Annotated in this window: 19 protein-coding genes, 3 tRNA genes and 1 pseudogene; 11 read left to right on the plus strand and 12 right to left on the minus strand. The window is 70.7% G+C overall.

All coding sequences use genetic code 11. The annotated features are described in order from the left end of the window. Positions 1-46: 46 nt before the first annotated feature. Genes IH68_RS0123715 through IH68_RS0123725 form a run of 3 tightly spaced genes read right to left on the minus strand, consistent with a single transcriptional unit; the run spans position 47 to position 2322 of the window. Entirely contained in the window at positions 47-835 is a 789-nt protein-coding gene (locus IH68_RS0123715; RefSeq protein WP_030938516.1) for an META domain-containing protein, read from the minus strand. A gap of 40 nt (positions 836-875) precedes the next feature. After that, the gene (locus IH68_RS0123720; protein WP_030938518.1) at positions 876-1673 is read right to left on the minus strand and encodes a maleylpyruvate isomerase family mycothiol-dependent enzyme; all 798 of its coding nucleotides are present in this window, start codon (positions 1671-1673) and stop codon (positions 876-878) included. Between the two features lie 10 nt (positions 1674-1683). Continuing rightward, positions 1684-2322 (minus strand): TetR/AcrR family transcriptional regulator, encoded by a 639-nt coding sequence (locus tag IH68_RS0123725; protein WP_030938520.1) that lies wholly within the window; start codon positions 2320-2322, stop codon positions 1684-1686. 77 nt (positions 2323-2399) lie between these two features. Here IH68_RS0123725 and IH68_RS0123730 point away from each other — a divergent pair, with 77 nt between their 5' ends. Both IH68_RS0123730 and IH68_RS0123735 read left to right on the plus strand, forming a co-directional pair. Then, entirely contained in the window at positions 2400-3893 is a 1494-nt protein-coding gene (locus tag IH68_RS0123730; protein WP_037885100.1) for an MFS transporter, read from the plus strand. 164 nt (positions 3894-4057) lie between these two features. Continuing rightward, a complete protein-coding gene (locus tag IH68_RS0123735; RefSeq protein WP_030938523.1) occupies positions 4058-4633 on the plus strand; it encodes a Uma2 family endonuclease in 576 nt (191 codons plus the stop codon). Positions 4634-4700: 67 nt separating this feature from the next. Here IH68_RS0123735 and purL read toward each other — a convergent pair whose 3' ends face one another. The 3 genes from purL to purS are packed head-to-tail and all read right to left on the minus strand — an operon-like array spanning position 4701 to position 7896. Further along, complete coding sequence (gene purL / locus IH68_RS0123740; protein WP_030938526.1) at positions 4701-6959, minus strand: phosphoribosylformylglycinamidine synthase subunit PurL; 2259 nt, start codon at positions 6957-6959, stop codon at positions 4701-4703. Continuing rightward, positions 6956-7636 (minus strand): phosphoribosylformylglycinamidine synthase subunit PurQ, encoded by a 681-nt coding sequence (gene purQ / locus IH68_RS0123745; RefSeq protein ID WP_030938528.1) that lies wholly within the window; start codon positions 7634-7636, stop codon positions 6956-6958. The genes purL and purQ overlap by 4 nt, the downstream gene beginning before the upstream one ends. Beyond that, complete coding sequence (purS, locus tag IH68_RS0123750; protein ID WP_015659417.1) at positions 7633-7896, minus strand: phosphoribosylformylglycinamidine synthase subunit PurS; 264 nt, start codon at positions 7894-7896, stop codon at positions 7633-7635. Before purS ends, purQ begins: the two co-directional genes overlap by 4 nt. Positions 7897-8175: 279 nt before the next feature. On the opposite strand from purS, the gene IH68_RS0123755 reads away from it, so the two are divergent. From IH68_RS0123755 to IH68_RS0123790, 8 genes are all read left to right on the plus strand, one after another. After that, positions 8176-8493: a histone-like nucleoid-structuring protein Lsr2 gene (locus IH68_RS0123755; RefSeq protein ID WP_030938533.1), complete on the plus strand. Its 318-nt coding sequence runs from the start codon at positions 8176-8178 to the stop codon at positions 8491-8493. Between the two features lie 124 nt (positions 8494-8617). Further along, positions 8618-8689, plus strand: a tRNA-Gly gene (locus tag IH68_RS0123760). 81 nt (positions 8690-8770) lie between these two features. Then, positions 8771-8843 (plus strand) — tRNA-Gly (locus IH68_RS0123765). Positions 8844-9003: 160 nt separating this feature from the next. Then, on the plus strand, positions 9004-9942 hold the full coding sequence (locus tag IH68_RS0123770; protein ID WP_030938535.1) for an ABC transporter ATP-binding protein: 939 nt from the start codon (positions 9004-9006) through the stop codon (positions 9940-9942). Next, entirely contained in the window at positions 9939-10718 is a 780-nt protein-coding gene (locus IH68_RS0123775; RefSeq protein ID WP_030938538.1) for an ABC transporter permease, read from the plus strand. Before IH68_RS0123770 ends, IH68_RS0123775 begins: the two co-directional genes overlap by 4 nt. Then, on the plus strand, positions 10691-11971 hold the full coding sequence (locus tag IH68_RS0123780; RefSeq protein ID WP_420719006.1) for a sensor histidine kinase: 1281 nt from the start codon (positions 10691-10693) through the stop codon (positions 11969-11971). The genes IH68_RS0123775 and IH68_RS0123780 overlap by 28 nt, the downstream gene beginning before the upstream one ends. Then, the gene (locus tag IH68_RS0123785; protein ID WP_030938542.1) at positions 11968-12582 is read left to right on the plus strand and encodes a response regulator transcription factor; all 615 of its coding nucleotides are present in this window, start codon (positions 11968-11970) and stop codon (positions 12580-12582) included. Before IH68_RS0123780 ends, IH68_RS0123785 begins: the two co-directional genes overlap by 4 nt. 23 nt (positions 12583-12605) lie before the next feature. After that, positions 12606-12681 (plus strand) — tRNA-Gly (locus tag IH68_RS0123790). A gap of 41 nt (positions 12682-12722) precedes the next feature. On the opposite strand, the gene IH68_RS0123795 is transcribed toward IH68_RS0123790, so the two are convergent. The 5 genes from IH68_RS0123795 to IH68_RS0123815 all read right to left on the minus strand — a co-directional run bounded on the left by IH68_RS0123795 (position 12723) and on the right by IH68_RS0123815 (position 21374). Continuing rightward, positions 12723-13622 (minus strand): phosphoribosylaminoimidazolesuccinocarboxamide synthase, encoded by a 900-nt coding sequence (locus IH68_RS0123795; protein ID WP_030938544.1) that lies wholly within the window; start codon positions 13620-13622, stop codon positions 12723-12725. A gap of 107 nt (positions 13623-13729) precedes the next feature. Then, entirely contained in the window at positions 13730-15232 is a 1503-nt protein-coding gene (locus tag IH68_RS0123800) for a N,N-dimethylformamidase beta subunit family domain-containing protein (RefSeq protein ID WP_030938545.1), read from the minus strand. 213 nt (positions 15233-15445) lie between these two features. Next, positions 15446-17242 (minus strand): membrane protein, encoded by a 1797-nt coding sequence (locus IH68_RS0123805; RefSeq protein WP_030938546.1) that lies wholly within the window; start codon positions 17240-17242, stop codon positions 15446-15448. Positions 17243-17609: 367 nt separating this feature from the next. Further along, on the minus strand, positions 17610-18863 hold the full coding sequence (purD, locus tag IH68_RS0123810; RefSeq protein WP_030938547.1) for a phosphoribosylamine--glycine ligase: 1254 nt from the start codon (positions 18861-18863) through the stop codon (positions 17610-17612). Between the two features lie 267 nt (positions 18864-19130). Beyond that, the gene (locus IH68_RS0123815) at positions 19131-21374 is read right to left on the minus strand and encodes a DNA polymerase III subunit gamma and tau (RefSeq protein WP_030938548.1); all 2244 of its coding nucleotides are present in this window, start codon (positions 21372-21374) and stop codon (positions 19131-19133) included. Positions 21375-21584: 210 nt separating this feature from the next. On the opposite strand from IH68_RS0123815, the pseudogene IH68_RS59865 reads away from it, so the two are divergent. Further along, positions 21585-22130 (plus strand): annotated as a pseudogene (locus tag IH68_RS59865) (histidine phosphatase family protein); the annotation flags it as partial. Between the two features lie 33 nt (positions 22131-22163). Here the strand turns inward: IH68_RS59865 and IH68_RS59175 are convergent. Further along, on the minus strand, positions 22164-22478 hold the full coding sequence (locus tag IH68_RS59175) for a hypothetical protein (protein WP_159403720.1): 315 nt from the start codon (positions 22476-22478) through the stop codon (positions 22164-22166). Between the last annotated feature and the right edge of the window lie 42 nt (positions 22479-22520).

Genomic DNA, 22520 nt, shown 5'->3' on the forward strand with positions numbered 1-22520 from the left:
CGAGATCGACCACTGGTCCGAATTGGGGATACCTGCCGCTATTGGATCACCGCTCGGCGACGGCCTTGGCGGTTTCTCCGTTTGCGCTGGTCAGCGTGAGAGTTTGGTGATCCAACCCGTAGCTCACGGTGCCGTCGAAGAGGCGCAGGAGGCTCTTCTCCGTATGCATGAGTGAGGTGTCGCACATCATTCGTGTGGTGGACGGGGCGCCCAGGGTGATATGTCCGTCGCGAACCGTGGCGTTCGCGGTGACGTGGTTGCAGCCGAGGCGGCCGGTGACCTTGCCGGACTTCTTGTCGAAGGTGAGGTACGCGGACGTCGTCTGCTGCCGCGGCAGGCTGGTCGCCGTGCCGTTGCTGTCGCCGAGTGCCGTGATCGTCCACTTCGTCCCGTACAGCGGGGCGTCCTTCTCCTTGGTCAGCCGGATGCGGTCGCCGTCGTGGGTGGTGAGCGTCAGGCCGTCGCCCTTGGTCTCGAACGTGAGCGAGTGGTCGGTGAGGGTGGCTGCGAGGGCCCGTTCGAAGGCCATGCGCCGCGGTTCGCAGGCCATCAGGGTCTGGCGGGCGTGCGTCAGTTCGACGCGGTGGTCCTTGAAGGCGGCCTTCGCGCCGAACTCGTTGCAGCCGTAGTTGCCCACGGCGGTTCCGTCCTCGCGGATCCGGATGTCGGCGTCGGCGGGAGCACGCCGGGTGGTGCCGTCCACGGTGACGCTGTCGACCTTCCAGTGGACGCCGGACACCTCCGACGCGACGGAGGTGCTGCCCGTGTCGCTTCCGCACGCCATGACGAGCGGAAGCACGGTCAGGACGGCGAGGGTGAGTCGCTGTTTGTCCATGCCGATGGGACGGGAGGGACGGGCGACCGGTTCCCCCCGTTCACTTCATCAGCGGCAGCAGCCCGCTCAGGTCCGCCCGCTCGCCGCTGGCGCTGACCTGTGCCTCCTGGACGGCATCCGCCCAGGTCACACGCCCGGTCGCAAGCCGGATCCAGGTCAGCGGGTCGGTCTCGACGACGTTCGGCGGGGTGCCGCGGGTGTGCCGGGGGCCCTCGATGCACTGCACGACGGCGTACGGCGGGATCCGTACCTCGGTGGAGCCGCCGGGCGCCTTCGCGGCCAGGGCGTCGGCGAGCAGCCGGGTGCAGGCGGCGAGGGCCTGGCGGTCGTACGGCACCTCGAGTCCGGGCACGGCGGCGTTCAGGTCGTCGGTGTGGACGACGAGTTCGACGGTGCGGGTGACGACGTAGTCGGCAAGGGGCAGGGCGCCGACATTGGTGTCCAGCAGGCGGGTGCCGGGGTGCTCGTCGAGCAGCCGGACGAGGCTCTGCTCCACGTCGGCGAGGTAGACGTCGAGGTCGGGGTGCTCCTCCGCGAGCCGCCGGGTGAAGTCGTCGATGGCCGAGGAGTTGGCGGCGGTGGCGAAGGCCCAGTCGAGCAGCACGGCGTCCTGCTTGGCGGGCTCCGGCTTGTCGAGCGACCGGTGCACGGCCGTCACCGCCATCCCGATGTGCGCGACCAGCTCCCGCACGGTCCACTCGCCGAGCCGGGTGGACCCGGCCAACTGCTCGGGGCTCAGGGTGCGCACGGCCTCCCGGACGTTCCCGAACTGGGCCAGAACGGCCTTGCGGATCTTGACGGGGTCGTATGTACGGGCGCGCTTCTTGGCCGGGGGCATGGCGGTGAGCCTAGACCTTCACCGCATAGCCGCTCAGCCCCTTTTCGACCAGGTCGAACGCCAGCCGGGCGCGCTCCGCGGCATCGGTGGCGACCTCGTCGACGGTCTCACCGCGTGCGATGCGGGCGTGATGCTCCTCGATGAGGGCGTTGCGGGCGGCGCTGAGCATGGCGGCGGCGACGGTGGCGAGCATGGGGTCGCCGGTCTCCTCGGCGAGCAGCACGGCCAGGTCGCGGGTGCCCTTCTGGGCGGAGAGGAAGGCGCGCTCCATCAGGACCGGTGTGGCGAGGACGAGTTGGCGCAGCTGTCGAGCGAACGGTTCGGGGTGCAGCCCGACCGACGGGTCGCGGGCCTCGGCCATCTCCAGGAACTGCCGACGCACGGCCTCCACAGCGGACTCGCCGGGCCGACGCCCGCGGACCGCGCGGGCCGCGTCGCCGAAGAGTTCCTCCATGGGCAGGAAGACCAGATCCTCCTTGGAGCCGAAGTAGTTGAAGACGGTCATCTTGGAGACCTCGGCCGCGTCGGCGATCTCCTGGACCGAGACGGCGTCGAACCCGCGCTCGATGAAGAGCTCGACGGCCACCTGCCAGATCCGCCGCGCGGTCTGCGCCTTCTTGCGCTCCCGCAACCCCATCACTTCAGCCATGCACTCACTGTACCAAGCCGAATTTTAAGCCAAGATGAAACATTGACTCGGTACACAAAAGGATCCATGGTGGTGTCATGACCGAGACCCAGCGCAAAGTCGCCTTCGTCGTCTGCCTGCTGACGATCGTCCTGGCCCTGCTGGACATGCAGATCGTGTCCGCCGCGACCGTCCCGATCGTCCGGGACCTCGACCCCGGCCACGGCATCGACAAGATCCCGTGGCTGGTCAGCGCCTACGCGCTCGCGTCGGCGGCGATGCTGCCGCTGTACGGCAAGCTGTGCGACGTCGTCGGCCCGAAACGCGTGTTCACCGGCGCGATCGCCACCTTCCTGCTCGGCTCCGCGCTGTGCGGAGCCGCTCAGTCGATGGCGCAGCTGATCGCGGCTCGGGCTCTGCAGGGCCTGGGTGGCGGTGGCCTGATGAGCGTGACGATGGTGGTCATCGCCCACCTCAAAGGCCCGGAGGAGAAGAGCGCCGACAAGGGCATCAACCTGGGTGGCCTCGTCGCCGGTGGGGCCATGGCGGTCGGCCCCTGGATCGGCGGCCTACTGGCCGATCACGCCAACTGGCGCTGGATCTTCTACGTCAACCTGCCCGTCGGTATCACCGCCCTGACCGGCGCCGCTCTCGCCCTGAAACTCCCCGAGCACCATGTGCGCCGCCCGGTCGACTACGCGGGCGCCGCGCTCGCGGCCGGTTTCTCCAGTGCGCTGCTGCTGGTGACGGACTGGGGCGGGAAGCGGTACGCGTGGACGTCTCCGGTGATCACCGGACTCCTCCTGACGGCAGTCGCGGCGCTCGCCCTCTTCCTCTGGCGGCAGCTCCGCGCCCCCGAACCGGTTCTCCCTCTCCCTCTGTTCAAGATCCGCGAGGTGCGCCTGGGCTTCGCCGTACAGGCCATCATGGGCGGGGCGATGATGTGCGCGATCTACTACGTCCTGATCTACCTGCAAGTCGCCCGCGGGATCACCAGTTCCTCCGCGGGCCTGTACCTGGTCCCGATGGCCGTCGGACTGGCGACGGTCGGCCTGCTCACCGGCCCGCTCACCGCACGCGGCTGGACGGCCCGCACCTTCACCCTCACCGGCACGGCCACCAGCGCCGTTGCCTTCGCCCTCCTCGCCACGACGACCGCCCCGCACACCTCACTCTGGCTGATCCGCGGTGAACTCTTCCTGGCCGGCGTCGGCTTCGGCCAACTGGTCGGCCAGCTGATCCTCCTGGTCCAGAACGCCGCCCCACACCACCAGCTGGGCGTCGCCACCACCGGCATCCGGTTCTTCCAGACCCTCGGCAACGCCCTGGGCACCGCCCTCTTCGGCACCGTCCTGGCCCGCCTGTACGCCGCCCACGGCCCCGGCGGCGACATCAGCACGCTGGCCCGGCTCACCGGGACCGCTCACAAGGACGGAGTGCAGGCCTTCACCGACGCGACGCAGGCGGTCTTCTGGGGCGGGGCGGCGCTGATGGCGCTGGCCGCCGTACTGGCGCTGCGGCTGCCGACGTCCCCGCCGGCCGAGGGCGGCACCCCGGAGACCGCGCTGGAGCACCAGCCCGCTGGGGCCTGACCATTCACGGTGGGCCTCGCCGGCGGCCCCCCACGGACAAGAGACGACGGATCAGAAGACCTGGGGTGATCACCCGTGCGTGTGATCGACGGCGAAATCCGCACCGCACCGTCGGGACCGGGCAACACTGGCTTCCGCCTGGAAGGGGGTGCAACACGACGGTTATGGCCGAGCGCACGTCTCAGATGTCGGTGGAGGAGTTCGAAACGATCGCCTCCGCCGCTCCCGAGACCGTCACGTTGGAGTTCATCAACGGACGGATCGAAGTCAAGAAGGTGGCGGACGGAGACCACGACACCATCGTCACCTGGCTGGCCCGGCGCTGTATGCAGACCAGGCCCGACCTGGACCTGTACCAGGGCCGAAGGCTCAGGGTGGAGGCCTATCGGGAGGGCAGAGTGAAACCGGATGCGGTGCTCGTACCGGAGGCCCACTTCGCAGGACAGGGTGAGTGGGCCGACCCGGACGGCGCGCTCATGGTCGTCGAGGTCACCTCGTACGACTCGGACACCGACCGGCGGGACCGGCACGAGAAGCCGACCGCCTACGGGCAGGCCGGAATCCCCCTGTACCTCCTGATCGACCGGGACTCCTGCACGGTCACGGTGCACAGCAACCCGGACCGGCAGGTCGGCGGCTACCGCAGCATCCAGACCTCGAAGTTCGGCGAGAAGGTGTCCGTACCCGGCCCTATGGACATCGAACTGGACACGGAGATCCTCAAGAACTACGTCCGCTGAACGCCCGACCAGCCGAGAAGGCCCCGCCCGGATGATCCGGGCGGGGCCTTCACCGTCGTACCACTGCCTACGCGAGCAGCGCCGGGATCGTCCCCTCGTGGGCCTCGCGGAGCTCCTCCAGCGGCAGTTCGAACTCGCCCTGGAGCTCGACGCAGTCACCGTCCACGACACCGATGCGCGTGACGGGCAGGCCCCGCGCGCCGCACATGTCGTTGAAGCGGACCTCCTCGGAGCGCGGCACGGCGACGATCGCGCGCCCCGCCGACTCGGAGAAGAGGAAGGTGAAGGCGTCGAGCCCGTCCGGAACGATCAGACGCGCGCCCTTGCCGCCGAGCAGTGCCGACTCCACGACCGCCTGGATCAGACCGCCGTCCGACAGGTCGTGCGCGGAGTCGATCATGCCGTCACGGGAGGCGGAGATCAGGATCTCGGCCAGCAGGCGCTCACGCTCCAGGTCCACCTTCGGGGGCAGCCCGCCGAGGTGGTCGTGGATCACCTGCGACCAGGCCGAACCGCCGAACTCCTCACGCGTGTCGCCGAGGAGGTAGAGGAGCTGGCCCTCCTCCTGGAAAGCGACCGGCGTACGGCGGGCGACGTCGTCGATGACGCCCAGGACCGCGACCACGGGCGTCGGGTGGATGGCCGCCTCGCCCGTCTGGTTGTAGAGCGAGACGTTGCCGCCGGTCACCGGGGTGCCGAGCTGCTGGCAGGCGTCGGCGAGTCCGCGGATGGCCTCCGCGAACTGCCACATCACGGCCGGGTCCTCGGGTGAGCCGAAGTTCAGGCAGTCGGAGACCGCGAGGGGCTTGGCACCGGTGGTGGCGACGTTGCGGTACGCCTCCGAGAGCGCCAGCTGCGCGCCCGCGTACGGGTCGAGCTTGGCGTACCGGCCGTTGCCGTCCGTCGCGATCGCGACGCCGAGGCCGGACTCCTCGTCGATGCGGATCATGCCCGAGTCCTCGGGCTGGGCCAGCACCGTGTTGCCCTGCACGAAGTGGTCGTACTGCGAGGTGATCCACTTCTTGGAGGCCTGGTTGGGCGAGGCCACCAGCTTCAGGACCTGGTCCTTCAGCTCCGCCGACGTCGTGGGCCGCGCGAGCTTGCCCGCGTCGTCCGCCTGCAGGGCGTCCTGCCAGGACGGGCGGGCATACGGCCGCTCGTAGACCGGGCCGTCGTGCGCGACCGTCCGCGGGTCGACGTCGACGATCTTGCCGCCGTGCCAGTAGATCTCCAGGCGGTCGCCGTCCGTGACCTCACCGATGACCGTGGCGATGACATCCCACTTGTCGCAGATCTCCAGGAACCGGTCGACCTTCTCCGGCTCCACGACCGCGCACATGCGTTCCTGCGACTCGCTCATGAGGATTTCCTCGGGCGAGAGCGTCGAGTCGCGCAGCGGTACGTCGTCCAGGGTGACGCGCATGCCACCGGAACCGTTCGAGGCCAGCTCGCTCGTCGCGCAGGACAGGCCGGCCGCGCCGAGGTCCTGGATGCCGACGACCAGCTTCTCCTTGAAGGCCTCCAGGGTGCACTCGATGAGGAGCTTCTCCTGGAAGGGGTCGCCGACCTGGACGGCCGGACGCTTCGAGGGCTTGGCGTCGTCGAAGGTCTCGGAGGCCAGGATCGAGGCGCCGCCGATGCCGTCGCCGCCCGTACGGGCCCCGTACAGGATGACCTTGTTGCCCGGGCCGGACGCCTTCGCCAGGTGGATGTCCTCGTGCCGCATCACACCGATGGCACCGGCATTGACCAGCGGGTTTCCCTGGTAGCAGGCGTCGAAGACGACCTCGCCGCCGATGTTCGGCAGGCCCAGGCAGTTGCCGTAGCCGCCGATGCCCGCGACCACGCCCGGGAGGACGCGCTTGGTGTCCGGGTGGTCGGCCGCACCGAAGCGGAGCGGGTCCACGACCGCAACCGGGCGGGCGCCCATCGCGATGATGTCGCGGACGATGCCGCCGACACCGGTGGCCGCGCCCTGGTAGGGCTCGACGTACGACGGGTGGTTGTGCGACTCGACCTTGAAGGTGACCGCGTAGCCCTGGCCGACGTCGACGACACCGGCGTTCTCGCCGATGCCCACCAGCAGCGCGTCCGACTGCGGGGCCTTCTCGCCGAACTGGCGCAGGTGCACCTTCGACGACTTGTACGAGCAGTGCTCGGACCACATGACGGAGTACATGGCGAGCTCGGCACCGGTGGGCCGGCGGCCGAGGATCTCGACCACGCGCTCGTACTCGTCCTTCTTCAGGCCGAGTTCGGCCCAGGGCAGCTCGACGTCGGGGGTCGCGGCCGCGTGCTCGACCGTGTCCAGAGGCGTCCGGCTCATGCGTTGACCAGCTTCTTGAGGATCGAGGTGAAGAAGGGGAGGCCGTCGGTGCGGCCGGACCCGATGAGCGGCTCCACGGCGTGCTCCGGGTGCGGCATGAGGCCCACGACGTTCCCGGCCTCGTTGGTGATGCCGGCGATGTCGTTGAGCGAGCCGTTCGGGTTGAAGTCCAGGTACCGGAACGCGACCCGGCCCTCGGCCTCCAGCTTGTCCAGCGTGTACTGGTCGGCGACGTAGCGGCCGTCCATGTTCTTCAGCGGGATGTGGATCTCCTGGCCCTCGCTGTAGTCGCTGGTCCAGGAGGTGGAGGCGTTCTCCACGCGCAGCTTCTGGTCGCGGCAGATGAAGTGCAGGTGGTCGTTGCCGAGCATGCCGCCCGGGAGGAGGTGGGCCTCGGTGAGGATCTGGAAGCCGTTGCAGATACCGAGGACCGGAAGGCCGGCCTTCGCCTGCTCGATGACCGTCTCCATCACCGGCGAGAAGCGGGAGATGGCGCCGGCCCGCAGATAGTCGCCGTAGGAGAAACCGCCGGGGAGGACGACCGCGTCCACCTGGTGGAGGTCCTTGTCCTTGTGCCAGAGAGCGACCGGTTCCGCGCCCGCGAGGCGGATCGCGCGCTGGGTGTCCCGGTCGTCGAGGCTGCCCGGGAAAGTGACGACGCCAATACGAGCGGTCACTTCGCGGCCTCCGCGACTTCCTCCACCTTGACGGTGAAGTCCTCGATCACGGTGTTGGCGAGGAAGGATTCCGCAAGATCGTGGATGCGGGCGAGGGCGGCCTCGTCGACCGGCCCGTCAACTTCCAGTTCGAATCGCTTTCCCTGACGTACGTCGGAGATGCCTTCGAAACCCAGACGCGGCAGTGCGCGCTGCACCGCCTGGCCCTGGGGGTCGAGGATCTCCGGCTTGAGCATGACGTCGACTACGACGCGTGCCACGTGCACTCCCGGTGGTGTGGTGCGGAGCAGGTTCCTGCAGTGGTTTCAGACTACCTGCACAAAATTTCTACGCGCGTCGACTTGTAGGAATCTACGTGACGACTGTCACGATCCGGTGCGGCGAGCGGTCACTGCAGAAAATTTCCGGGAAAGATCCGGGATCGACATCCGAAACCTATTGCGCTCGGACACGCGGGAGGATTTAGTCGGGCTTCACATTGCATTGTCGGGCACTGTACAAATGAATTGTCAGCGTGCCGCACGAAGGGACCGATATTCGTGGCGCAGAAGGTCGTGGTCACTCTCTTTGACGACATCGACGGCTCGGAAGCGGCGGAAACGATCGCCTTCGGACTCGACGGCAAGTCGTACGAGATCGACCTGAATCAAGCCAATGCCAAGAAACTGCGTAAGGCGCTCGCGCCGTACGTGGACGCCGGCCGCAAGCGGTCGAAGTCGGGCCGGACGTACCGGCAGACGGAGGTCGCCCCCGACCCGGCGGCCGTCCGCGCCTGGGCCCAGGCCAACAAGATGGACGTCCCGGCCCGCGGCCGGATCCCCAAGAAGGTCTACGAGGCGTTCAGCGCGGCGCAGTAGGCGCCGCCCGACGGCCGGTCACCGGCCCCTCGGGAGAACCGACTTGCGCTGCACCCCTCCTGGTCAGCTAGAGTCTGGAGCACGCCGAGGGGCAAGGCCGAAAGGCCCGGCTCACGGAGTACATGCGGGTGTAGTTCAGTAGCAGAACATCCCCCTTCCAGGGGGAAGGCGCAGTGTGCAATTCCTGTCACCCGCTCTGCACCGCCGGTCAGAACCACTCTTGTGGATCAGGTAGGCTGGTGCTCGCGCCGATCGGTGGGAGCCGGTCGGAGGCAATGCGGACGTAGCTCAGTTGGTAGAGCGCAACCTTGCCAAGGTTGAGGTCGCGAGTTCGAGCCTCGTCGTCCGCTCTGATCGAAGGCCCCAGTCTTATGGCTGGGGCCTTCGTCGTGTTCGGCGTCTCTCCTTCCGTCCGGCCTGATCTCCCCCTGATCTCCCTCTGACATTTGTCATGCCGAGTGATGACAGCGCGCACTGCTGCGGGGTCCCGCTCGCCGGGACGCTGAAGTCATGGACACGAACGAACACGAACACGTGATTGAGGTCACTGACCTGCGGCGTGTGTACGGGGGCGGGTTCGAGGCGGTGCGCGGAATCTCTTTCTCCGTGCGCCGCGGCGAGATCTTCGCGCTGCTCGGCACCAACGGCGCGGGCAAGACGTCAACGGTCGAACTGCTGGAGGGGCTCGCCCGCCCGGCCGGGGGCCGGGTGCGGGTGCTCGGCCACGATCCGTACGAGGAGCGGGCCGCCGTGCGACCGCGGACCGGAGTCATGCTCCAGGAGGGCGGATTTCCCTCCGAGCTGACCGTCACGGAGACCGCGCGGATGTGGGCGGGGTGTGTGAGCGGGGCGCGGCCCGAACACGAGGCGCTGGCGCTCGTCGGGCTGACGGGGAAGGCCGGCGTACGGGTGAAGCAGTTGTCCGGAGGTGAACGGCGGCGGCTGGACCTGGCTCTCGCGCTGCTCGGCGAGCCCGAGGTGCTGTTCCTGGACGAGCCCACGACCGGGCTCGACGCCGAAGGGCGCCGGGACACCTGGGAGTTGGTGCGGACGCTGCGCGACGGCGGCACCAGCGTGCTGCTCACCACGCACTACCTGGAGGAGGCCGAGGGCCTCGCCGACCGGCTGGCGATCCTGCACGACGGACGGATCGCGGCCGCCGGTACCCCGGCCGAGGTGACCGCCGGCCGGCCCTCGCGGATCTCCTTCCGGCTGCCCGACGGCTACTTCCTGGGGGACCTGCCGCCGCTCGGTGAGCTGGGGGTGTGCGGGCACGAGGTGGACGGGGACGTCGTGCGGCTGCGGACGCGGGAGTTGCAGCGGGCGGCCACCGGGCTGCTGGTGTGGGCCGAGGGGGCGCGGGTGGAGCTGAGGGGGCTGGATGTGCGGTCGGCCTCGCTGGAGGAGGCGTTCCTGGGGATCGCCAGGGAGCAGGAGGTGGCGGTGTGAGTGCTGTGGTCTTCGGCCCGGTCGGGCGGCGGTTGCGGGCCCTGGCGCAGGCGGAGCTGACTCTGCTCGGGCGCAACCGGAGTGCGGTGGTCATGGCGCTACTGATGCCGCTCTCGCTGCCGCTCAGTGTGCGGCCTGCGGTCGACCAGATGGATCTGAAGGCGAAGGGGCTGAGCGTCGGCACGGTGATGCTGACGGCCGCGATCGGCTTCTCCTTCCTGTTCGCCGTGTACACCTCCCTGGTGAGTGCCTACGTCGCCCGCCGCGAGGAGCTCGTCCTCAAGCGGCTGCGCACCGGCGAACTCGACGACGCGGAGATCCTGACCGGCACCGCTCTGCCCGCCGTCTGCCTCGGCTTCGCTCAGGCCGTCCTGTTCGGCGTCGGCTGCGCGGTGCTGCTCGACGCGGGGGCGCCCCGGGCGCCGTATCTCACGGTCCTCGGTCTCCTGTCGGGCCTGGTGCTGTGCGCCGCGCTCGCCGCGCTCACCGCCTCCTTCACCAGGACCACGGAGAGCGCCCAGATCACGGCGGCGCCGCTGGTGTTCGTGTCCATGTTCGGCTCGGGCATCATGATCCCCACCGAATTCCTGCCGGACCGGCTGGCCTCCGTCTGCGAACTGCTTCCGCTCTCCCCCGCGATCCGGCTGGTCCGGGGCGGCTGGACCGGGCAGTTGAGCGCCTACGAGGTGCTGGGCGCGGTGGTGACCGCTCTGGCCTGGACCGTGGTGGCGGTGTTTGCTGTACGGCGGTGGTTCCGTTGGGAACCTCGGCGCTGACGGACGGGGGAGCGGTGGTGCTCGGACTGGTACGGGGGTGGCAGCGGCGGCACTGGCGGGAGCGGAGCAAGGCCGAGCGGGTCGAGTTGCAGACTCTGGTGACCTGGTATGCCTCGACATGGATCTTCTCCCTGTCCTGGCTGGCACTGCCGCTGGTGGGCGGGCTTGGGCGGCGGCCCGCGTCGGCGGTCGTCGCGGGGCTGCTCCTGCTGGTGAGCGCCCTGCAGTGCGTGGAGGCCAACCGGCTCACCCGGACCGTGCTCGACCACTACCTGGGCCGCGCCGAACTCCCGGTCCGCGCCCTGCGCCCCGCCGCCGTCCTGCTGGGCCTCGCGCTGGCCCTGACCCTGGCGCTTGCCGCGCTGGGCGGGATCGACGCGGTGACGATCAGGCTTGTCATCGGTGCCGCGCTGATGCCCTTCGGGATGCTCTACGGGCTGGTCGCGCCCATGGGGGTGTTCCTACGCCGGTCCGCGGTGCTCGCCGTGGTGCTCATGGCAGCGTTCGCCTGGACCGATCCGGAACCGGCCGGGATCGTCATGGTCGGCGTACTGACCGGTTTCGGGGTGCTCTTCTCCCTGTTCACCAGCCGCTGCGGCGCCTGGACCCTGTCCGTCCTGTGGGAGGCGGAACGGGCCCGGGAGGCCGAGGCCCGGCTCGCCGTCGCCGAGGAACGGCTGCGGTTCGGGCGGGATCTGCACGACGTGATGGGGCGGAATCTTGCCGTCATCGCGCTCAAGAGCGAACTCGCCGTGCAGCTCGCGCGGCGTGGGCGGGTCGAGGCCGTGGAGCAGATGATCGAGGTGCAGCGGATCGCGCAGGAGTCGCAGCGGGAGGTGCGGGATGTCGTACGGGGGTACCGAGAGGCCGACCTCGGGGTCGAACTCGCCGGTGCGCAGGGCGTGTTGAGTGCGGCCGGGATTCGCTGCGAGGTGAGCAGGGAGGCCGGCGGGCTGGAGGCCGGGGTCCAGTCGGTGCTCGGGTGGGTCGTGCGGGAGGCGACGACGAACGTGCTGCGCCACGGGGATGCGGCGCGATGTGACATAGCACTGCAGGCCGACGGGGGATGTGTGGTGCTGACCGTGGAGAACGACGGGGCCTCGGATCCTGCGGGTGGCGGCGGGTCCGGGCTGGCCGGGCTGCAGGAGCGGCTGTCGGCGGTGGGCGGAACGCTGGAGGCGGGTCGGATCGGCGGGGACGTGTTCCGCGTGACGGCCGAGGTGCCCCTGAGTGTGAAAGAGGTCACGGCATGACCGCCGTCGTACGGCTTCTGCTCGCCGACGACGAGCATCTCATCCGGGGCGCGCTCGCCGCTCTGCTCGGGCTGGAGGACGACCTTGTGGTCGTGGCCGAGGCGGCGTCCGGTCCTGAGGCGCTGGCGATGGCGCGGGCGCACGAGCCGGATGTGGCCGTGCTCGATCTTCAGATGCCGGGCGCCGATGGTGTGAAGGTCGCCACATCACTGCGGGCCGAACTGCCCGGCTGCCAGGTGCTGATCGTCACCAGTCACGGGCGGCCCGGGCATCTGAAGCGGGCCCTTGCGGCAGGTGTGCGCGGGTTCGTTCCGAAGACGGTCAGCGCGCAGCGGCTCGCGGAGATCATCAGGACCGTGCATGCCGGGAACCGTTACGTCGACCCCGAGTTGGCCGCCGATGCGATCGCCTCCGGGGACTCGCCGCTGACCGTGCGGGAGGCGGAGGTGCTGGAACTCGCCGCCGACGGGGCGCCCGTCGCGGAGATCGCCGAGCGGGCCGCGCTGTCGCAGGGGACCGTACGGAACTACCTCTCGTCGGCCGTCTCCAAGCTCGGAGCCGAGAACCGGCATACGGCGGTGCGGCTCGCGCGGGAGCGGGGTTGGGTATAGTTGGCTCCGCGCCACGGCGCACTGCGGACGTAGCTCAGTTGGTAGAGCGCAACCTTGCCAAGGTTGAGGTCGCGAGTTCGAGCCTCGTCGTCCGCTCCAGATCAAGCCCCCCGGCTTTCGCCGGGGGGCTTCTTCGTGCCCTACGACCAGCTCGTGCCCGTCAGGCGCTCGTACGCCTCGATGTACTTGGCCCGGGTCGCATCCACGACCTGCTGCGGCAGCGGCGGCGGGGGCTGCTCGCTCCTGCGGTCCCAGCCGGACTCCGGCGAGGTCAGCCAGTCCCGGACGAACTGCTTGTCGTACGACGGCTGCGCGCGGCCCGGCTGCCACTGGTCGGCCGGCCAGAAGCGGGAGGAGTCCGGGGTGAGGATCTCGTCAGCGAGGACCAGGGTCTCGCCGTCGAAGCCGAACTCGAACTTGGTGTCCGCGAGGATGATGCCGCGGTCCCGGGCGATGTCGCGGCCCCGCGCATAGACGGCGAGGGTGGCCTGGCGCAGTCGGGCGGCGGTGTCGGCGCCGACCTGGCGGGCGACCTCCTCGTACGAGACGTTCTCGTCGTGCTCACCGACCTCGGCCTTGGTGGCCGGGGTGAAGATCGGGGCGGGGAGTTCGCTGCCGTCGACCAGGCCCTCGGGGAGGGCGAGGCCGCAGACCGTGCGGGACTCGTTGTACTCGAGCAGGCCGGAGCCGGTGAGGTAGCCGCGGGCCACGGCCTCCACCGGGACCATCTGCAGCGACTTGCAGACGAGCGTGCGGCCGGCCCAGTCGGCGGGGGCTGCGGCGGGCAGGTCGGTGCCGATCACGTGGTTGGGGATCAGATCGGCGATCTGGTCGAACCACCACAGGGACAGCTGGGTGAGGACGCGGCCCTTGTCGGGGATCTCGGTCGGCAGCACCCAGTCGTAGGCGGAGATGCGGTCGCTGGCGACCATCACGAGGTCGCCCGCCTCGTTCTGGTACAGGTCGCGCACCTTGCCGGTGTGGAGGTGAACCAGGCCCGGAACCTGGATCGGCTCGGGCTTTTCTACGAATCCGGACACGGTTCCTCCCCGTGGTTCTGTCCAATGGGGTCGATTCTCCCGTATGCCGGGGTCGCCCTTGGAGCGGGGTGGGGTCGAAAGGGGCGGTGACGTGGGCTTACGTGAGTTCAGTCACGTTTGCAGATGCGGTCCAGGAGGTTGGCCGTGGCGCGCTGGACTCGTGCGTCGACGTGGCCCGGACGGTCCAGGGCCGGAGACCAGGCGAAGGTCCCCGACGCGAAGACCAGGGCGCCGGAGGGGGCTCGGTAGAGGGATGTCTCCTGGTGGCGGAGGGTGCCCTCGGAGTCGGTGTACGGGGAGTGGGCGAGCAGGATGCGCTCCTCGTGCTCGGGGAGCGGGGTGCGCGGGAAGTAGCGGTCCGCCTCGCCTGCGACCAGGCCCTCGATCTCGTCGCCCTCGTGGGTGCCGGTCGCCTCCCACAGCCAGTGGTCGGCGTTGCGGACGATCAGGGGGTGGGGGTCGGGGACCCGGCCCGCGTACTGGATGCCGACCAGTTGCTGCTCGGGGCGGTCGATCTCGCGCCACAGGACGGGCCGGCCGGGGCCTTTGCGCTTGCGGCAGGTCAGCAGGCGGTCGGGGACGCCGGACGGGGACGGGCCCAACTCCACCTGCCAGTACATGGTGTTGGCGGAGAGGAAGACGAGGGATGTGCCGTTCTCGCGGGCGAGTTCGACGGTGCGGCGCATGTTGGCCGACCAGTACTCGTCGTGCCCCGGGAAGACCAGGCCGCGGTAGCGGGTGGGGTCCACGTGCCCGGCGTGCAGGTCGCGGGCGTCGGCGTAGGCGAGGTCGTAGCCGTAGCGCTCGGCCCAGCGGATGAAGTCGTAGGCGTGGCCGACATGCAGGGGGAGACCGGCTCCGGCGTACGGGCGGTCGAAGGAGACCGTGGTCGCGGCGTCGGACTCGCCGAGCAGGCGGCCCTGTTCGTCCCAGGCGTGGTAGAGGCTCGCGCCCGTGCGGCCGTCCTCCGGGTAGAGGTTGTACGCCTGCCAGGTGACGTCGGGCAGCAGCAGGAGCAGGTCCGCGGGATGGTTGTCGCGGACCGTGAAGGGGATGTGGGAGCGGTAGCCGTCGAGGGTGGTGAGTACGGCGACGTAGGCGCCGATGCTCCAGTAGCTCGGGATCTGCAGGCGCCAGGAGAGCCACCAGTGGTGGCAGGAGACCGTGCGGTCCGCGGCGAGCGGCGGGGGCTGGACGATGCCGGAGAGACGGGGGCTGGTGGTGATCTTGGAGGCGCCGTCACCGCCGTAGTGGCCGATGCGGTAGATGTCGACGCTGAATTCCTGCGGCGGGTCGACCGTGATGTGGAAGTCGACGGCCTCGCCGGGGGCGACGGCGCCGGTGGAGATGAAGCCCTTGATCTGGCGGCGGACGTCGTCCGCGGAGCGGGGGCCGCCGGCGGCCCGGGGTGCGGGGACCCGAGGGGTGTTCGGGGAGTCGCCCGGCGATGACTGCTGGGGTGCGTCCACGTACCAGGGAACCACCTGGCCGGTGTCGTCGAAGTACGTCTCGCTGCCGCGGAGCCAGGGCACGGGGCCCTGGCCGAAGGGATCGGTCACGGCATGCGCCAGCGCCCCGGATTCCCAGCGGCGGATCTGCTCCTGCCCCATGGTCGCTCCCCTCCCTCGATCCCCCGCGGTCGCGTGGTGTGCCTGTCGCATGGTGTGGCGTGCCTGGCTTGTGGCCCTGGCGTGCCTGGCTTGTGCCGTAAGCCCTTGCCATGTGCTCGATCGGTCCCAGCACATCACATTGCGCACCCATCTGGTCACTATTCGTTGCGAATTGGCCGAAAGTGGAATGCGGGGTTCCGGAACCGGGGACCGTCACACAAGCCGGACGGGCTTCTCGGGGCGTATGCCCGAGTCGAGAAGCCAGGCCCGCAGGGGGGCCGGGTCGCCGTCCTCGACGAGGCTGAGGACGCGGGGGGTCAGATCCGTGGCCCGTTCGCCGTTGATGAGGAGGGACGGGCCGTCGAGCCAGTCGAGGCCCGGCGTTGCGCCTGCGGTGTCCATGGCGGCGCAGCAGACCATCGCGGTGACGTGGTCCGCGAGCAACTCGCGGGCTGTGCGCGGGGGTTGGAGCGGGAAGAGGGGGAGCGTGGCGTCGTCCCAGAAGGCGGCGTCGGGGGCGGTTTGCTCCGCGGGGGTGGCTGTGGCTTCCTCGCGGGCCAGTTCGGCGGTAAGGCCTGCGGCGAGGGTGGCTGTGCGTTCGTTTTCTGCGGGTTCTTCGGCCTCGGCTTCGCCTTCGGCCGTGTTGTTCCCACCCGCACCGCCCGTGCTGCTTTCGTCGTCGGCTGCAGGTGGCCCCTGTGGGGCTTGCTCGCCGTCGGCGACTGCGGGACCGGGCGGCGGGGTCGACAAGTGGTCGAGGATTCTGGAGAGGGTGGGGCCGTCGGGGGGCTGGGTGCTGGGGTCGGGGGTGTGGCTGACGCCCAGGGTGTCGAGGACTCGGTGGAGGCGGGCCGCGTCGGTGCGCCATTTGCGGTCCACGACCTCCTCCGGGTATTCGTCCCAGTCGACCGGGGCCCAGTCGGGGCCGGGCTCGGCGGGTCCGCCGTGGAAGAGGCGGGCGGCGAGGAGTGAGGCCGCGCCGTCCACCGTGCCGGGCTCTTCCAGCAGGTCGCAAGCGGGGCGTTCGCCCAGACGGGAGGCGAAGCCCTCGGCCAGGCGGTCGCGACGGGAGAGTTCGGTGAGGGCCGCCACCACTCCGGCGTCCAGGCGGGAGGGCCAGCGGCCCATCCGCCAGGCGGGCAGCGCGACCCGGGTCAGCAGGCGGTCCCAGCCGGCGTAGGCCAGGCCCACCTGTTCCTGGGCGACGATCCTGAGGCCGTAGTCCACAGCCTGTGCACGCTCGGAGGCCGCGGCCGCCACGCCTCGCTCCATCAGCGCCGCATGCTCCCGGCAGCTGCGCAGCAGCAGACGGGCCACCCAGCCGACGCTCGCGCACACCGCGCGGGTCAAGGGGCAGCGGCCGGGCGTCGAGCCCACGGCCACCGCCGCGTCCAGGCCCCGTACGAAGCGGCGGGCCGCTGCTATGTCCGGGTGGGCGGAGGGTCCCGTACCGGCGACGACCGGAGCGAGGACCGCGCGCAGTTCGCCGACGCGCATCCACCACAGGAAGGGGGAGCCGATGACGAGGACCGGCGCGGCGGCCGTGCGCCGGTGGGCGCCCCGCATGCCCGCTATCTCGTCGCGGTCCGCCGCGGGGGGCGGGCCGTGCGCCGGGTGGGTGCGGTCCTCCAGCCAGCTGTCGCAGTCCGGGGTGAGCGCTATCGCGGAGGGGGCGGGGACGTCCAGCCGGTCGGCGAGGTCGCGCACCATCCGGTACAGGTCCGGGGCCGACTCCTCGGCGATCGGGACCGTCGGACTGACCGCCGGCCGGGCGCGGGCGACGACCAGGGCGATGGCGGCCGCGGCGAGCAGGACGAGGACGGCGAGGGGGGTCATGGCCCAGCGGGCGGCGTGCCAGAACGGGCCCACGAGGTGGTCGGTGGAACCGCCGGCCAGCAGGATCACTGCGGCCGCCGCAGGCAGGAGCGCGACGGCCAGCGCCCTGCTGCGGATGCGCAGCACGGCGAGGGCCCTGGAGCGCGCTGCCTGCGCGCCCGCTTCCACACCCATACCGGTACCGGTCACGGCCGCTCCTCACCCCCTCCCAAGCTGTCCTTGTCGCGCGGCTGTCCTGGCGTTGCTCACTCCCCCACTGTGGCACCCGCCACTGACATCGCAATGCCGGTGGGCCAAGTGCCGGACCGCTTGCGCCGCACCCTAGTTGGGGCCTCGGCCCACGTCAGCCGGATGGGGTATCGGTCACTCGATGGAATGGCTTTGGGGAGAGGTGGATGACGGAAAGCGAAGATCAGGCCCCTGATCCCGGACTCGAACCCGGGCCCGATCCGGAGCCCGGTCCCGCATGCGTCGGGCCCCGAATCCTTAGACGGATTCGGGGCCCGATGGGTTCGTCGGCGGGTGCGGACGACGCGGTGGGTCAGGCGTTCTGTGCCGCCTTCGCCGCGATGTCCGTGCGGTGCTGGGAGCCGTCGAGGCGGATGCGGGAGACGGCCCGGTACGCGCGGTCACGGGCCTCGGTGAGGTCCTTGCCGGTCGCCGTGACGGACAGGACGCGGCCGCCTGCGCTGACCACCGTGTCACCGTCGTGCCTGGTGCCGGCGTGCAGGACGTACGCGTGCGGGGCGTCCTCGGCGGCCACCTCGTCGAGGCCGGTGATCGGGTCGCCGGTGCGGGGGGTACCGGGGTAGTTGTGCGAGGCGACGACCACGGTGACCGCGGCGTCGTCACTCCAGCGCAGGGGCGGCAGGTGCTCCAGGGTGCCGTTCGCGGCGGCGAGCAGGAGACCGGCCAGCGGGGTCTTCAAGCGGGCCAGCACCACCTGGGTCTCGGGGTCGCCGAAACGGGCGTTGAACTCGATGACCCGGACGCCTCGCGACGTGATCGCCAGACCGGCGTAGAGGAGGCCGGAGAAGGGGATGCCGCGGCGGCGCATCTCGTCGACGGTCGGCTGCAGGACGGTCTGCAGGATCTCCTCGACCAGCTTCGGGTCGGCCCACGGCAGCGGGGAGTACGCGCCCATGCCGCCCGTGTTCGGGCCCTCGTCGCCGTCGAGCGCGCGCTTGAAGTCCTGGGCCGGCTGGAGGGGCAGGACCGTCTCGCCATCGGTGATGGCGAAGAGGGAGACCTCGGGGCCGTCGAGGAACTCCTCGATGACGACGCGCTCGCAGGAGTTGGCGTGCGCCCTCGCCGCCTCGATGTCGCCGGTGACGACCACGCCCTTGCCGGCGGCGAGGCCGTCGTCCTTGACGACGTAGGGGGCGCCGAAGGCGTCGAGGGCCTCGTCGACCTCTTCCGGGGTCGTGCAGACGTACGAGCGTGCGGTGGGCACCCCCGCCCCCGCCATGACGTCCTTCGCGAAGGCCTTGGAGCCCTCCAGCTGCGCGGCCTCCCGGGAGGGGCCGAAGACCGGGATGCCCGCCTCGCGCACGGCGTCGGCGACCCCGGCGACGAGGGGCGCCTCCGGGCCCACGACCACGAGGTCGGCGCCGAGTTCCGTGGCCAGCGCGGAGACCGCCTTGCCGTCCAGGGCGTCGACCTGGTGCAGCTCGGCGACCTCGGCGATGCCGGCGTTGCCGGGGGCGCAGTGCAGCGCGGTGACGTCGGGGTCGAGGGACAGGGAACGGCACAGGGCGTGTTCGCGGGCGCCGCTGCCGATGACGAGGACCTTCACGGGGGTCAGCCTAACGGGGGTTTTGTGCGGGGTGCTGAGTGGGAGGGGGACAGTGAGCTGTACGTTCCTCCAAGCGGTGCCGGATGGTGCAGTGACCGGCCCTGGGGGCTGCCGCCCCCAGACCCCTGCTTTCGGCCTGAACGGCCTCGTCCTCAAACACCGGACGGGCTGGAGTGCCGTGACCGCGGCCAGAACAGCGCACCCGGAAGAACAGGCCCGCCCAAAAGAACTCCCGCCTGGAAGAACAGCCCCGTCCTGAAGAGCGGCCTACTCGTTCGAGAACTCCTCCATGACCGTCGCCCCCAGCTCGCGCACGATCAGTTCGTGGCCGGACAGGGCCGATTCATTGAGGTCGGGGTCGTCGTCCTCGGGGATGTCGTCCTCGGGGGAGACCGGGGGCGGGGGTTCCGGGGCTGTGGGCTGGGAAACGGGTGCGGCGGAGGGGGTGGCCTGGGCCGTCGGGGGCGGTGATGTGGGGGCGGGTGAGGTGGCGGGCGGCGGGGACGCCGGGCGCTGTGCGGCGGTGTTGCCGTAGCCGCCCGGGGTGCCGCCTCCGCCGTAGCCGCCGTTGGAGGGGCCTGCGGGTGACGGCGGGGCCGAGCCGCCGGACGGGTCGACGATCGCCTCGACCTTCCACTGCACGTTGAACTGCTCGGCCAGCGCCTGGCGCAGTACGTCCTCACTGCCGCTGCTCGCGAAGTTGTCGCGGGCGCCCGCGTTGACGAAACCGAGCTGGAGGGTTGTGCCGTCGAAGCCGGCCACCTGGGCGTTCTGGCTGAGCAGGATCCAGGTGAAGCGGCGGCGGTTCTTGACGGCCTCCAGGATGTTCGGCCAGAGCATGCGGGGGTCCGGGCCGCCGCTCGGGGGCACGTGGCCGGCGGCGGGCGCGGTGGGCTGGGGCGTGGCTGCCGGGGGCGGGGCCGGTGCGGCGGCCGGGGGCGTGGGCTGCCCGGCGCCTGCGGGGGTGGCCGTGGGCCAGCCGCCGGGGCGTCGGCCGCCGCCCGCGGGGGCCGCGGTGGGCCAGGCGCCGGGGGCGGGAGCTGACGGGGGGGACTGGGGCTGCTGGGCTGCCGCGGGGGCGGGTGCCGGGGGTGCTGCGGGAGCCGCAGGTTCGGTCGGGGCGGCGGCCGGGGCAGCAGGTGTGCGGGCGGGGGGTTCCACGGCTGCGGGAGCGCCCTGGCCGGCCGGCGCGACGGACGGCGCACCCGATGCGCGCACCGCCGCCCGGGCGGCTGCGGGGCCGCCTCCGGGCGGAACCGGTTCCCCGCCGGTCGCCCCGGGCATCGCGCCTCCATGCGCCTCGGGTCCCGGCACGTATCCCATGGCCGGCGCGGCGCCGCCCCCGGAGAAGTTCACGCCACGCTCGATCCGGTCGAGGCGGGCCATCACCGACCGCTCGTCCCCGTAGGCGGCGGGCAGGAGCACGCGCGCGCAGATCAGCTCGAGCTGGAGGCGGGGCGAGTTGGCGCCGCGCATCTCCGTCAGGCCCTCGTTGACCAGGTCGGCGGCGCGGCTGAGCTCGGCGGCGCCGAAGGTGCCCGCCTGGGCCTGCATGCGCTCGATGACGTCGGCCGGGGCGTCGATGAGCCCCTTCTCCGCGGCGTCCGGCACGGCGGCGAGGATCACCAGGTCGCGCAGTCGCTCCAGCAGGTCGGCGACGAAGCGGCGCGGGTCGTTGCCGCCCTCGATGATCCGGTCGACGACCTCGAAGGCGGCGGCCCCGTCACCGGTCGCGAAGGCCTCGACCACGGAGTCGAGGAGCGAACCTTCGGTGTACCCGAGCAGCGAGGTGGCCATGGCATACGTCACACCGTCCGCCCCGGCGCCCGCGAGCAGCTGGTCCATGACGGACATGGAGTCACGCACGGAACCCTGACCGGCCCGGACCACCAAGGGCAGCACGCCGTCCTCGACCGGGATTTCCTCCTTGCCGCACACCTCGCCGAGGTATTCGCGCAGCGTCCCCGGCGGCACGAGACGGAACGGGTAGTGGTGCGTCCGCGAGCGGATCGTCCCGATGACCTTCTCGGGCTCGGTGGTCGCGAAGATGAACTTGAGGTGCTCCGGGGGCTCCTCGACGACCTTCAGCAGCGCGTTGAAGCCGGCCGACGTGACCATGTGGGCCTCGTCGATGATGTAGATCTTGTACCGGCTGGCGGCCGGCCCGAAGAAGGCCTTCTCGCGCAGCTCACGTGCGTCGTCCACGCCACCGTGCGAAGCGGCGTCGATCTCGATGACGTCGATGGAGCCCGGTCCGTTGCGCGCAAGGTCGCGGCAGGACTGGCACTCCCCGCAGGGCGTCGGCGTGGGCCCCTGTTCGCAGTTCAGGCAGCGGGCCAGGATGCGCGCACTCGTCGTCTTGCCGCAGCCGCGCGGCCCGCTGAACAGGTACGCGTGATTGACCCGGTTGTTCCGCAGCGCCTGCTGCAGCGGGTCGGTTACATGCTCCTGCCCGATGACCTCGGCGAACGACTCCGGGCGATAGCGGCGGTACAGCGCGAGAGACGACACGCATACGAGGTTATAGGCGCCCACTGACAACGCGGGCCGCCCGGATGCCGGGACGAGTGCCCGGGCGAAACATGAGCGTCTCTTGACGGCCGCTTCCCAGAAACAGAGCACCCCTCATGATTAAGTTGAACGCTCAAATACAACACCAAACGCACAGTGCCCCTGCCTCACTCACACCCCCCACACCCCCCACGCCCCGCAAGGACACTCATGCCCCTCTACTTCATCCGCCATGGCGAGTCCCAGGCGAACGAGCAGAATCGCTTCGCCGGACGGCTGGACGCCCCGCTCACCCCGCTCGGCCTGCGCCAGGCCGAGCAGGCGGCAGACCGGGTCGCCGCCCTCGCGGCGAGCGGCACACGCATCGACGAAGTGCACACGTCCACCCTCCGCCGCGCCCAGGAGACCGCCCGGACGATCACCGACCGGCTGCCCGAGCCACCGGACCGGTTCACGATCGACGAGGCCCTCACGGAACGCGACTTCGGCCTCTACAGCGGCCGCAACAAGAGCCTGGTGAAGAAGACCATCGGCTTCGCCGGCTACACCGAGGCGTTCCACTCCCCGACCGGACGGCCCCCCGGCGGCGAGCCCTGGAGCGAGATGTACGCGCGCGTGGCCGCGTACTACAACGAGGTGCTGCTCCCCGCCTCCCGGGCGGGCCGTACCGTCCTCGTCGTCGCCCACAAGTACATCGTGGAGATGTTCGCGCTGGTCGTCGCGGACGCCCGACCCGAGTCGTACCGCGATTTCAAGATCCCCAACGCCCGCCCGCTCTCCGAAGAGGACCTACGCCGCGCGGTCGCGAGCCCGGCGGCTGTCGGCCTGCTGAACGACCTCGGCGAGATCGTCGAGATCCGCCTCCCGCTGCTGATCGCCGCAGCGGCCGGGGCGGGGACGGCCGCACAGCTCGCCCTGGGCGTACGCGTGCCCGCCTTGGTGTTCACCGTGGCGCTGACGGCCCTGCTCTCCATCGGCTCCTTCTTCGCCATGCTGCGCGTCAACCCGCACACGCTGCGCCGCCCACTCGCGAGCCTGCACACGGCATGGCCCCTGCTCCTGCCCCGCCTGGCCCTGGGTCTGATCCTGCTCTGGGCCGGCCACTCCCTCCCCCTGGAGCTGGCCGGCCTCTTCCTCCTGCTCCCC

It is taken from the genome of Streptomyces sp. NRRL S-646 (genome assembly GCF_000720765.1).
GTDB lineage: Bacteria > Actinomycetota > Actinomycetes > Streptomycetales > Streptomycetaceae > Streptomyces.